We start from the raw sequence: 12157 nt of genomic DNA, 5'->3' as shown, positions 1-12157 counted from the left end.
TTCCAATTTATCAATATTCCGCTTTACGGAAACGGCCGTCTTTGGTAAACTTCAGACTCAAATCCGTATTAAGCTCGACTTCATAACCTCTGCGGTCACGTTCTATCTGAGTTACAAATTCAGAGTTATATCCATTGGACTTCAAATACTCCTTCACGAAGCCTGGGATAATCGATGCGGGAACAGCGGCTTTCTTACAATCCACTTCAATCCAGTTTCCCCGGTTATCGAAGTCGATCTCGGTTGCATTAGTCAACAATACATCGTACTTCTTTGTTTGCAGAATCTCATTTTCTATCTTAATATGCGAAATCTGCGGATTAGAAAAGTGCTGATTAATAAAGTTGCGTGCCGGAAGAGGCAGTGTCATCACGTCTTTCGTAATGATATCACCTGCAAACGCAAATTGAACGGCTATGATAGCCAAAACAAGAATAGATAGAATCTTTTTCATAATCGTTATTTTTAGTGTAAATAATAAGTTTCGGAATTATTTTACACTGCAAATAACGAGATAGAATCGGGAAAGATTTGGTAATAAACAAAAGGGTAAACTCTTTTTGTATTTTTTAACGGCCAGAAGTATCCTCCTCGTATACCTCTTCCAGAAGTTCTTCTTTCTTCATGCTGATCTTCCCATCGGTCGAGATCGTAATGGAGACGGGCACATACAAGTCCGTTTGAGGATAACAGATACTGGCGGCATAGACAAATCCCTCGGGAGTTGTTTTATCATAAGCAATTCCTTCCAGAATGGACTTTGCCATAAAGTCCTCTCCTATCAGAGACGCAAATTGTTTCTTGGTGAAAGTCCTGCTAAAAATACGTTCATTCCCGCGTGTCAGTCTCAGAACAATCTGATTGTCAACGTATGTATTTCCCATCTGGCTCACTACCCGGGGAAGTGAATCATTAGGGGTACGGGATATAAACGAATGGTACTCTTTGCCTTTGTATTTAATATCTATCTCACTCTTCCGGGCTGTCATCCGCTGCAAGCCATGTGCATCGGTGCTATCTTGCATCAAGACACGGATATCGCTCTGTTTCTTTTCAGCTGTACCGGAACACGCAACGATAACCATAAGCATTGTCAACCCAAGCAGATAAATAAGCTTTTTCATATTTGAATCATCTGTTTATTAAATCGTACGGCAAAGGAACAAAAAGCAGTGGAAATATACAAGTATTTCGGTAATTAGTAGCTGACAATTAGTGAGGAACCGGCGCCCTATACCGCTACGCCGGTCCATCACTGATCATCCATACTGAAATTTACTTTCTACCTCCTCTTTTCGGTCCGCGTTCGGCCTTCTGCTTGGTATAGGCCTCATACTGCTCCTTCGTCATTATTTTCTTCAGACTGGCATCGTAAGCCTCACGCGAAGCTTTCATCTCCTGTCGCATCTTTTCTCTGTCTTCTTTCGACATGCGGGGAGCTTTTCTTTTATCCTGTTTACAAGTGCAGCTGTCAGTAGCCTGACTCTGCCCCTCCTTACCTTGCCTCATTTCGGGTTTCATCTTTCCGGGACGTGTTCCCATCTTCTCCATCAGAGCCATATTGGCTTCCAACAGTTGTTTCTTCTGGGTTTCGTTCAAAGAGTATTCTTTCGCCATACGTTCAGTCATGCGCTCGGCACGTTCCTTCGGATCCATATTCTGACCACCTCTGCGCGGGCCTTGTGCCATCGCCATTCCCCCTACCATCAAAAGGGCCACTAACAAAAAACTTATTCTTTTCATTGTTCTTTTCTTTTTTAAATTATCAAATAATCATCTGTCTTTTTTGTTGCAACTGTCTATATGACTAAAAAGTCAGATAGAAGTTTAAACGTGAATACAACTTTAACAAAACGCAAACTTATTTCTATTTTGATTAGACTACACCTGTCTGCGCTCTCTTTGCTTTCATATTACCTTCTCTTCCAAGCACCCCTCCCTCCTCTTTCCACGGCGAAGGCTTTAAAATGCCGTTCTGTCAAATTGATAATCGAATGGACCCAGATTTGCTTTTTTCCGGGCAAGAATGCAGTAGAACGTTTTTTTCGTCTCCTTTCCCAGTCAGCCTTTTCCGTTTTATCACCTTTAATCTCTATTTTCAGGCAAGAGAACACTTATTCTATAAGAATAAGAACAAAAAGGGTATTATTTAAGTCCGGCACTTCCCTTTTATCTGTTTCGGCACCTTCATAATCAAAGGTCAACCAGAAAAAAATCTCTCTCTTTTCATCTCTCAAACGGGAACAATATATGTAATGAGAGAAAACATATAGAGATATTCCAAAAAGAAGTAAGCATTTTCTCAAGTTGCTTACGTCTTTCGGACCAAATGCTTACTTCTTTTTCCGGAAACACCGGCTCTTTTGGATGAAAACACCGGCTTTCGCGCCGCCCAAGCCTGCTTCTTGAGGAAGAAAAACTCAGTTTTTGCACTTCGCTCCCGCCGGTTTGATCCGAATCTCCAAAGGGCTTGTCAGCCAATCAGCGTTTTTACTTTCTTTCCGGAAGAGAACTAAAGAAATAAGTTACAATATGAACGTTCCGTCCTTATACCAGGCAAAAAACACATGGAGCTGCATACCCCATAAGATTTCATCTATCAGCCGATAAATATTATCAATGGGATTTTTTGCTGAAACGGGAAATTTTGCCATACTTTTGCAACGTAAACAAATAAAGAATGAATCTAAATAAGAAACAATTATGGAACCAATTATCAACTCACAGATGCCTGAATTCAAAGTACAGGCTTTTCAAAACGGAAGTTTTAAAACAGTAAGCAGCGAAGACGTAAAGGGAAAATGGGCTATTTTCTTCTTCTATCCGGCAGACTTCACATTTGTATGTCCGACAGAATTGGTAGACGTTGCCGAAAAGTATGAGCAATTCCAGGCCATGGGTGTGGAAGTGTACTCGGTAAGCACCGACTCCCACTTTGTACACAAAGCATGGCATGATGCTTCGGAAAGTATCCGCAAGATCAAATATCCGATGCTGGCAGACCCGACAGGCGTACTGAGCCGTGGCTTTGGCGTGATGATCGAAGAAGACGGAATGGCTTACCGCGGAACCTTCCTCGTAAATCCGGAAGGAAAGATCAAGATTGCCGAAATACAGGACAACAACATCGGACGTAATGCCGATGAATTACTCCGCAAAGTAGAAGCCGCACAGTTTGTGGCTACCCACGACGGAGAAGTTTGCCCCGCCAAATGGAAAAAAGGCGAAGCAACCCTGAAGCCGAGCATCGATCTGGTCGGTAAGATCTAAGCAGTAATTCTATGAAGACCGGCATCCCCCAATGCCGGTCTTTTTTACCCTAATCAATCTTCAATATAATGTTAGACTCAGCTATAAAAGAACAATTACGTACCATCTTCTCCGGATTGGAGGCGAAGTACACATTCGATATCACCGTCTCACCACAGCACGAAAGCCGCAACGAACTCCTGGACCTTCTGAACGACGTGGCATCTTGTTCAGAGAAACTATCTTGCCGGATCCATGAGGGCGAAGGACTGGAATTTACGCTTCTCAAAGACGACCAAAGGACGGGCATCACTTTCCGCGCCGTCCCCAACGGACATGAATTCAGTTCATTACTACTCGCCGTACTGAACGCAGACGGAAAAGGCAAAAACTTCCCGGACGAAGGGATTTGCAACCGGGTAAAAGCATTGAAAGGACCTATCCGCCTGACAACCTATGTGTCATTGACTTGTACCAACTGTCCCGACGTAGTGCAGGCACTCAATGCCATGACCACACTCAACGCCCGGATCCAGCACCAGACGGTGGATGGTGCCATCAATCAAGCCGAAGTAGAAGCCTTGAAAATACAGGGAGTTCCCTCTGTATTCGCAGACGGCAAACTGATTCATGTAGGCCGCGGCGACTTTGGCGAACTGTTGAGCAAACTGGAAGAACAATATGGAGTGGAACAAAGCGCCCGTGAAAGTTCTATCAGGAAGTATGACGTGATTGTAGTCGGTGGAGGTCCGGCAGGTTCCGCCGCTGCCATCTATTCGGCCCGCAAAGGCCTGAATGTAGCCGTTATTGCCGAAAGAATAGGCGGACAGGTAAAAGAGACGGTCGGCATAGAGAACCTGATTTCCGTTCCCTCAACCACCGGAAGTCAGTTGGCCGATAACTTGAAAACGCACATGGCACAATACCCTATCGACCTGCTCGAACATCGCCGGCTTGAAAAGCTCGAGCTTGAAGGCAAAGACAAAGTGCTCACAGCCAAAGGGGGCGAGCGTTTCTCTGCTCCGGCAGTAATCGTTGCCACCGGTGCAAGCTGGCGTAAACTGAATGTACCGGGCGAAGCGGAATACATCGGCCGGGGAGTTGCATTCTGTCCGCATTGCGATGGTCCGTTCTACAAAGGAAAACATGTGGCTGTCGTAGGAGGAGGAAACTCCGGAATCGAAGCTGCCATCGATCTGGCAGGTATCTGCTCAAAAGTCACGGTACTCGAATTTATGGATGAACTGAAAGCAGACCAAGTGTTGCAGGAGAAACTGAAAAGCCTGCCGAACATAGAAGTCTTCGTCCATTCGCAGACCACCGAAGTGATAGGCAATGGCGACAAAGTTACCGGCATCCGTGTCAAAGACCGTCAGACGGAGCAGGAACAGGTGATCGGGTTAGACGGCATTTTTGTACAGATAGGACTGATGCCCAACAGCGGTATTTTCCGGGAGACAGTAGAAGTAAACCGTCCGGGTGAAATCATAATAGACTCCCACTGCCGCACCAATGTTCCGGGGATCTATGCTGCCGGAGATGTCTCCACCGTTCCCTACAAACAGATTATCATCGCAATGGGGGAAGGTGCCAAAGCAGCACTCGCAGCATTCGAAGACCGGATGCGTGGGGAGATTTAAGACACAGAGTAACACAGAGCATTTATGTCAATAATCAATGACTTAAAATTCACTCTGTGTTACTCTATGTCTTCTGTGGTGAAACATCACTTCATCTTAAACGTTACCAACAGTCCTTTATGATCGGTCGGCCATACGTCCAGCGGGAGCAGGAATTTGTCTTTTGAAGTCTCCTGTACTCTCTGGTTACGTACGATAGAGCCTTTCGGACCAAAGATCACCGCTTTCTTTGCTTCAATATCCTTTCCCTGATAGAAAATAAAATCAATGCGGTCACGTTCGTCCGCTTTCGGTGCCCATGTCAGTTTACCGGGTTCTTTCAGCGGATTATCTGCCGGATATGTAAATCCCGGGTGAGTCAGCGGATTCGGGTAAATATGGCGGTATGTATCTATAAATCCGTCCTTCTCCAACAATGTTGTTACTGTCCAGGGAATTACGAGACCATTATGGTCGTACAGATTCTTGTTTTCCTCAATCCAGTCCAGATGTGAAGGTTCGTTGAAGTCACCGCCTACAATCACGCTATATCCGTTTGCAATGTCCTTTTTGGCCTCAGCGATAAACATCTTGATAGCGTCATCGCGTTGAGATGCCACATTCACTTTGAGCACCTCTTCCACAGTAGTCGGAATAGGTATCTCTTTCCAACTGGAACCGTCATAACCACGCACATTGTAATATGCACAATCCAGATAGTCCAAATGCGCCGTATAAACAGCCACTTTATGTCCGTCCACCGAGCTGGTCAGTTTATAGATACTTCCGTGATCTCCGTTTTCCGGAAATACAGTCAGTGAATCCGTAATCGGATGTTTGCTCAGCAAGCCTGTGTCATAAGTATAGAAAGAGTAATAATCCAGCCCTTTCTCTTTGAGAGAAGCCACAATACGGTCGTTGAAACGAGTGTTATGGTAATTGCGTACTTCACTGAACGTCACAAAATCGGGTTGCAAACGTACAATCTCGTTAACGATTGCATCATATCCTCCCGGAACCATTGTACCTTCCTGCCATACATTCCATTGCAGAACCGTAAATTCACCTTTACCTTTACTTTGCCCCACCATAGTTACCAGCAGGAAAAGCGTCATAAAAAAAATCTTTTTCATTTTATCCAATTTATATTATGTGCATTGTTTTTCTTCGGGTTGTGACAGTACTGTTTTACTTGAAAGCCTGTATCATCGGACGTCCTGTCCAAACTTGCGGCTGTTTCACTCCAAAAACATATCCCATCGTGGCGGCAGTGTCATATCGCATCATGCTTTTGTGCAACCTTTATTCTTTAGTAAAATCGGCAGGATAGGTCACTTGTTGTACAATCCCTTCTTTCAGGCGTATCCATGTACGGAAGCTGCTTGCGTTTTCATCCAACTCTATCACCCTCGCACCGTTTGTCAGATGGTTATAGACTGTATTACCGCCAGTATAACGTCCGTATGCCAGCAAGATGCCCTTCCATGACACAGCATAGTCGTCATCATGATCATGTCCCACAAATACACCTCTCACATCTCCCATCTCTTTCATGGCAGTAAACAAGCCCGAATTTAATTGGGGAGCACATGCTTTTTCTTTACGAATACCATAAAGTATTGCGCTTTCGGAAGAGGCTGCCTGATTATACTCCGGCAAAGCTATATGAAAAAATGCATACGACGAAACCGGAACGCCATTATTTTCCGCAGTAAACTTCTTACTGTTCTCACGATACCACTGAATCTGGTCAAATTTGATATAATCGTATCCGTTCACCCCTTTTATCTGTGAATAAGAATGGGAGTCGATGCAATAAAGAACCGTTGCATTGCGTTTTCCGTCCGACGACTTCACAGGCAGGATAAAATTGGTCACCCCCGAGATTCCCGGAGTGGTCTGTGTCAGGTTGTAAGGAACGGACTGGATAATCTTCAGCAGTTCTTCACGGGTCAACCCCTGCTCATTATCATGATTCCCGAAAGTTACGGCAAAAGGAATCTCTCTTTTAGATACCAGATTCAATACCGTACGCATCCCTTCTTCCGCGGGTTTGCCATAAATCACGTCACCTGTGAAAAGAACAAGATCGGGTTTTTCCAAATCCAGTACCTGATTGATACGCTCAACCGATATGTCCGAACGGGGGTCGTTATAGATATAATGAACATCGGTAAACTGGACAATCTTGAATTTACCGTCTTTGTTGAACCGGAGAGTTTGCTGCTGTGCACTTGCCAGCTGAAGGCTTCCCAACAGGATAGCCAACAATAAATAAATTTGTTTCATGGTTATGATTATTTGGGTATAAAGAAGGACGCACAGGATATACCTGTGCGTTTACCTTCAAATGAGTAATAATTTACTGGAGAATCCACATTAACTTATTCACATCGTCCGAACCGTTGTACTGACGCTGAACAGCTTCGTTGGCGTTATCCGGATTATAACTGAATTCAGCCTCCGGATACATCCATCTTGTAGGGATCTTATCCTTTTCTGTATTCAGGTTCGTATTCGGATTGATAGGCAATACCGGATATCCTGTACGGCGGTAGTCATAGTAAGCATCATACGGATGTTGCAGGAACGAGGCCAGATAACGTTGCAATAAGATCATCTCCAGATCTTTTTCCTTATCACCGGATAACTGGATGACCGGTTGTGCCAAGTATTCCTGTATATACTCTTGGGTAATGGTACGTCCATGGGTATACTCTTCCTTATCAGGCGTGTTGTCCGCTATAAAATTCATGCTGGCTTCTATACCTTTCTTATAATAAGTAGAAGCATCTCCCGAAATCCAGCCGCGTGCAGCTCCCTCAGCCAATATAAAGTTCTGCTCCGCATAGCTCAGGCGCATCAGAGGTTCCCCCTCCGGAATACGGGTATAGCGAAGGTTAGCCAGGCAGAATTCACCTTTTCCGTACAGGACAGAGATATTTGAATAGCTGTCCGAAGGATCTACCGAAAGATAAGCATCCCACTCGGACTCTTTCACCCCTTTGTCTATCTGGGCTTTCGAAGGAGAAGCATAATAGAACATGCGGTAGTCATTGAACTTTTTCAGGTTATCGATAATCACGCTCGACATCATCAGATAGTCAGAATGCTTGTTTTGTGTATAGTAGAACGGATAAAGCTGTCCGGCCTTATTAGAATATACCAGTTGGAAGTTATCTGCATTCGATGTCATCAGCGAACCCGAGGCAGCCAGTCGGGCAAAGCGTTCTTTCACTTTCAGGTCTGCGTCCGCCTCTTTCTTACACAAGTGGGTCAGTACCTTCAGTTCGAATGCAACCACGGTCTTTTTCCAGTTTTCAGTGTCACCGCCAAAGATAGGGTCACCGTCAAAGTCATCACCCGATGAGAATAAAGTGTAAGCCTCTTCCAAATCTTCCAATACCTGGCGCATCACCTCTTTCTGTGTATCGTATTTAGGCTTTTGAACTCCCTCTTCGCCTTTCAAAGCATCACTGTAAGGGATATCGCCTACTTCCAATGATTTATAGAACAGCTTATAGGCCTTCATAAACTTAGCCAAAGCAGCATACGAGTCCTTATCTCCATCATTGGCCGCATCAATCATCTTCTGGCAGTTTGTGAGAATGGTATAACCGTCAAAATCGGTTCTGCCAAACAAATTGTACTGTTCATCCGAAGCATTCTCCGACCATGCGATCTGCTTGCTCAGCATACTGTGGTATACAAAATTCTTTGCAGCACCCTGTTGTGTGATATTCAGGATAAGTTTTGTCGCCAACATGGGGGCTGTCACCTTGGTTGCGGCATCCGGGTTCGTATTCAAATCATCAAACTTGTTACAAGATGCCAGGATAGCGGCACTTGCTGTAAGTAAAAGCAACGTTTTATTTATTAGTTTCATAATTTCCATTTTTACAAATCAAACTTAACATTAAATCCGACATATCTCATAGAAGGTGAATTCAGGTCGTCCGAATCCACATCCGGGTCAGCATACTTAAACTCTTTCATCCAGATCAATAAGTTCTGTCCGATCAAACCGAGTGTAACGCCTTTCATATGCAGTTTATCACATACTGATTTAGGCATTGTGTACAACAATGAAAGCTCACGCAATTTCAGGAATGTACAGTCGTGAACGTTCTGGTAAACCTTGCCACCCGACCACGGATTGTAGTTCTTGATATAGCTTTCATACGAAACCTGTGTATCGTTCGGTGCAAACACACGCGTATCACTGATAATCTTTCCGGTTGTGTCGTATTCAACCTTACCCGATACCACTTTCACACCCTGGCCCACATAGTTCTTTTTGCCGTTCACCACTTCATCATAACGCCATTTGTTATCACTATCGGGGTGTACACCGGTGTTCCACATGGTCTGCTCCGTACGAGAATAAGCCATACCGCCTACACGTCCGTCCAGCGAGATTCCCAAAGTCCATTCTTTATAGCGCAAGGTAGTGCTGAGACCCCAGATCCAGTCCGGATATTCATTACCCATTACCGACTGGTATTTGCTTTGTACGGGATAACCGTTTTCATGAATGATGTTTCCCTGAGGGTCACGTTCCCAGTCATAGATGCCATACCAGTCCCAACGTTTACCGGCAGCTACCCAAGGTTTCTGTGTAGAGTACACCGGGTCAACCTTAGCATAGAAGTAACGGTCACGGGCCCAGTTAGCATTCACTTCCCAATTCCAGTCTTTTGATTGGATCAAAGATGCTGTCAACGAAACTTCCACTCCCCGACGAACCTGCTCTTCATCATAGTTCACCAATGTTTTGGTAAAACCGGACGATCCACTGATTGTAGCTTCACGTGTCAGGTTGTATTTCAGCTTGTTATAATAAGAAATATCAAAGCGCAAACGGTTGTTCCATACATTGAAAGCAGTACCGATTTCGTAAGAACGCGCAGCAGTCGGTTCAAGGGTTGAACTGCGAATCATTTCCGGATATACGGCAGTATTCATTCCGTCCCATACGTTGGTGCTTACACTGTAAGCCTGATTCGTATCATAAATGCCTAAGTCGCTCTTCGTTACAGTCCAGGCACCTCTCAGTTTCCAGAAGTTCAGCCATTCGGGCATCTTCAGCAACTGCGACATGATGATACTTCCCGATACAGCCGGATAGAAATAAGAACGTGTTTCCGAGGGCAAAGTAGACGACCAGTCATTACGTGCCGTAACATCCACAAACACGGTGCTCTTCCAGGAAGCAGAGAATTTTCCGTAAATAGAATTCACCTGTTTTTGCTTGTATGAACTTGAAGAAGCGATCGGGTCAACCGATGCCTTCAGCGAATAATAGCCCGGAATGCTCAATCCGTTACGGGTATTCGATGATATGGCATCATCATAGTAATAATAGATGGTACCTCCGACAAAACCATCGATGGCAAAATCGCCAAAACTGTGGTTGGCAGATAACAAAGCATCACCATTGAAACTGAATCCGGTAGATTTGGATGTATAGAAGTATCCGTTCTTGTCCCATCCGCCGCGGGCACTCATTGCGTTTTTCTTTTCCGTACGGCTGGCATAAGCATCGGCACCGGCTCTCATTGAGAAGTTCAGCCAGGGCATGATGTCATATTTACCCGACAAGTAAGTATTTACTTTATCATAATCATTCGATGAAGTCATTTCATGCGCCAGATAATAAGGGTTATCATACCACACGTCATTCATCCAATTCTGTTCTTCGTCTTTCTTTCTCCAATAGTTTTTATAGTCGCGCACATCATAATCGGTACCTGTCCATACCAACAGGTTGTAGATGTAACCGCCGCCGCCATAACCGGCTCCTTCACCATTGGGATAGAAACGCTTGTTGTAGATCGCGCCTCCTTCGAAACTCAGTTTGCCGAACTTCATGTCTCCACCTACCGAATAAGTAATCTTATTCAATCTCTGGTTCGGATATTGTCCCTTGTTATAAACATGCGACAAAGAAGAGCGGAAACTACCGTATTTACCGGTCTGGCTGATACTGATATTGTTATTGGTGATGAAACCTGTTTCCAGGAAGTTCTTAAAGTTGTCTTTACCTTTCGAAACCAACGGCATCTCTTTCCACTCATAAGTATACGGGTCATACTGTACGGCTGTACGGCCGATATCCAATTTATCACCCCAAACAAAGTCGGCAGCGGTATATTTACCTCCCTGACCGGTACTGTATCCGTGTTGCACTTCCGGCAACACCAGATAGCCGGCATTGAACATCGTACTACTGTTTACCGAAATATTCAGTCCTTCCTGGCTACCTTTCTTTGTAGTCACCATGATAGCTCCCGAACCTCCGCGGGCACCATACAAAGCCGATGCAGTAGCTCCTTTCAATACGTCAACAGACTCAATGTCATCCGCCGCGATATCATTCAGAGAGATATTGCTATACGGCACACCGTCCACAACCAATAACGGAGTCTCACCACGCAGTTTGAGGGTCGGAGCCGTATTGAACTCCGTACTGTTGGTTACGTTCAGACCGGCAACCTTACCGGTCAGTGAAGTAGCGATGTTAACAGGTTTCACAGTGGACAACTTACTTCCACCCACCTTCTGGACAGCGTAACCCAATGCCTTTTCTTCGCGTTTGATACCCAAAGCTGTTACCACCACTTCATCAAGCACTTCTGCGTCTTCCGCCATTTTAATTCTCAGCATGGTTTTTCCGTTCACCGGCACTTCCTGCTGTTGGTATCCGATAAAGGAAACGATCAGTACACCATTGGTAGGCACTTCCAATTTAAAGTTACCCTCCACGTTCGTAATCGTTCCGGTTCCCTGAGCACCTTTCAATTTGATGTTAGCCCCGATTATAGGCTCACCTGCGGTATCTACGATGGTTCCCGATACTTGAATTGTATTCTTTTTCTGTTGGGGAGATGCAGCCAAAGACTGTGCTTCAGCCTCTTTGCGTACATGAAGAGAAATATAATTATCTGCGAAATTATAAGAAATATTATTCTTAGAGAGCACCTCACTCAGTAAATCGGCCACCCTATGAGTACCCTTCTTCACACTTACCTGACGAGAAGCATTGATTTCTGCATCACTATAGATAAACAGATAGTCTGTCTGTCTTTCAATTTCCGCCATAAACTCCTTTAACGGAAGTTGGTTTCGAGACATGTTTACCCTTGCATTTTGCGAGCTTACACCGGCATGTGCCTGAAGGATAAGCAGAAATAATAGCAAGACTGTGCATTTCATAATTCGCAAGATTTGAATAATTTCACGTTGTTTAATTGCATAAGATAACAGCAATAAGTTTTTTTTCATACTTT

10 protein-coding genes and 1 pseudogene are annotated in these 12157 nt (G+C 44.6%); 2 read left to right on the top strand and 9 right to left on the bottom strand.

Annotated features, from left to right (window positions below; translation table 11 throughout):
• Nucleotides 1-10: 10 nt before the first annotated feature.
• From R3O62_RS10335 to R3O62_RS10320, 4 genes are all read right to left on the bottom strand, one after another.
• The gene (locus R3O62_RS10335; RefSeq protein WP_005775974.1) at nucleotides 11-454 is read right to left on the bottom strand and encodes a PepSY-like domain-containing protein; all 444 of its coding nucleotides are present in this window, start codon (nucleotides 452-454) and stop codon (nucleotides 11-13) included.
• Between the two features lie 115 nt (nucleotides 455-569).
• On the bottom strand, nucleotides 570-1124 hold the full coding sequence (locus R3O62_RS10330; protein WP_005775973.1) for a DUF4738 domain-containing protein: 555 nt from the start codon (nucleotides 1122-1124) through the stop codon (nucleotides 570-572).
• A 151-nt stretch (nucleotides 1125-1275) separates the two neighbouring features.
• Entirely contained in the window at nucleotides 1276-1743 is a 468-nt protein-coding gene (locus R3O62_RS10325; protein ID WP_005809744.1) for a DUF4890 domain-containing protein, read from the bottom strand.
• Between the two features lie 782 nt (nucleotides 1744-2525).
• Nucleotides 2526-2654 carry a hypothetical protein gene (locus R3O62_RS10320; RefSeq protein WP_262910348.1) on the bottom strand — a complete coding sequence of 43 codons (129 nt, stop codon included), beginning with the start codon at nucleotides 2652-2654 and terminating at the stop codon, nucleotides 2526-2528.
• Between the two features lie 49 nt (nucleotides 2655-2703).
• On the opposite strand from R3O62_RS10320, the gene ahpC reads away from it, so the two are divergent.
• Complete coding sequence (gene ahpC, locus R3O62_RS10315; protein ID WP_005775969.1) at nucleotides 2704-3270, top strand: alkyl hydroperoxide reductase subunit C; 567 nt, start codon at nucleotides 2704-2706, stop codon at nucleotides 3268-3270.
• 68 nt (nucleotides 3271-3338) lie between these two features.
• A complete protein-coding gene (gene ahpF / locus R3O62_RS10310) occupies nucleotides 3339-4889 on the top strand; it encodes an alkyl hydroperoxide reductase subunit F (protein ID WP_269110105.1) in 1551 nt (516 codons plus the stop codon).
• Nucleotides 4890-4975: 86 nt separating this feature from the next.
• On the opposite strand, the gene R3O62_RS10305 is transcribed toward ahpF, so the two are convergent.
• The 5 genes and pseudogenes from R3O62_RS10305 to R3O62_RS10285 all read right to left on the bottom strand — a co-directional run bounded on the left by R3O62_RS10305 (nucleotide 4976) and on the right by R3O62_RS10285 (nucleotide 12152).
• Complete coding sequence (locus R3O62_RS10305) at nucleotides 4976-5983, bottom strand: endonuclease/exonuclease/phosphatase family protein (RefSeq protein WP_005809750.1); 1008 nt, start codon at nucleotides 5981-5983, stop codon at nucleotides 4976-4978.
• A gap of 73 nt (nucleotides 5984-6056) precedes the next feature.
• Nucleotides 6057-6161, bottom strand: a pseudogene (locus tag R3O62_RS10300) (alkaline phosphatase); the annotation flags it as partial.
• 9 nt (nucleotides 6162-6170) lie between these two features.
• Entirely contained in the window at nucleotides 6171-7157 is a 987-nt protein-coding gene (locus tag R3O62_RS10295; protein ID WP_005809754.1) for a metallophosphoesterase family protein, read from the bottom strand.
• 73 nt (nucleotides 7158-7230) lie between these two features.
• Nucleotides 7231-8754 (bottom strand): SusD/RagB family nutrient-binding outer membrane lipoprotein, encoded by a 1524-nt coding sequence (locus R3O62_RS10290; RefSeq protein ID WP_269110104.1) that lies wholly within the window; start codon nucleotides 8752-8754, stop codon nucleotides 7231-7233.
• A gap of 11 nt (nucleotides 8755-8765) precedes the next feature.
• Nucleotides 8766-12152, bottom strand: a complete 3387-nt coding sequence (locus R3O62_RS10285; protein WP_005818853.1) for a SusC/RagA family TonB-linked outer membrane protein — start codon at nucleotides 12150-12152, stop codon at nucleotides 8766-8768.
• Nucleotides 12153-12157 lie beyond the last annotated feature (5 nt).

Origin of the sequence: Bacteroides hominis (assembly GCF_033042785.2) — a bacterium.
GTDB lineage: Bacteria > Bacteroidota > Bacteroidia > Bacteroidales > Bacteroidaceae > Bacteroides > Bacteroides hominis.
Note: the sequence above shows the minus strand (reverse complement) of the source record. Positions and strands in the feature narration are given on the sequence as shown.

Excerpts from the sequence above, each read along its gene's own strand:
- R3O62_RS10335 (WP_005775974.1), bottom strand. The coding sequence starts at position 454 with ATGAAAAAGATTCTATCTATTCTTGTTTTGGCTATCATAGCCGTTCAA.
- R3O62_RS10330 (WP_005775973.1), bottom strand. The coding sequence starts at position 1,124 with ATGAAAAAGCTTATTTATCTGCTTGGGTTGACAATGCTTATGGTTATC.
- R3O62_RS10325 (WP_005809744.1), bottom strand. The coding sequence starts at position 1,743 with ATGAAAAGAATAAGTTTTTTGTTAGTGGCCCTTTTGATGGTAGGGGGA.
- R3O62_RS10320 (WP_262910348.1), bottom strand. The coding sequence starts at position 2,654 with ATGGCAAAATTTCCCGTTTCAGCAAAAAATCCCATTGATAATATTTAT.
- ahpC (WP_005775969.1), top strand. The coding sequence starts at position 2,704 with ATGGAACCAATTATCAACTCACAGATGCCTGAATTCAAAGTACAGGCT.
- ahpF (WP_269110105.1), top strand. The coding sequence starts at position 3,339 with ATGTTAGACTCAGCTATAAAAGAACAATTACGTACCATCTTCTCCGGA.
- R3O62_RS10305 (WP_005809750.1), bottom strand. The coding sequence starts at position 5,983 with ATGACGCTTTTCCTGCTGGTAACTATGGTGGGGCAAAGTAAAGGTAAA.
- R3O62_RS10295 (WP_005809754.1), bottom strand. The coding sequence starts at position 7,157 with ATGAAACAAATTTATTTATTGTTGGCTATCCTGTTGGGAAGCCTTCAG.
- R3O62_RS10290 (WP_269110104.1), bottom strand. The coding sequence starts at position 8,754 with ATGAAACTAATAAATAAAACGTTGCTTTTACTTACAGCAAGTGCCGCT.
- R3O62_RS10285 (WP_005818853.1), bottom strand. The coding sequence starts at position 12,152 with ATGAAAAAAAACTTATTGCTGTTATCTTATGCAATTAAACAACGTGAA.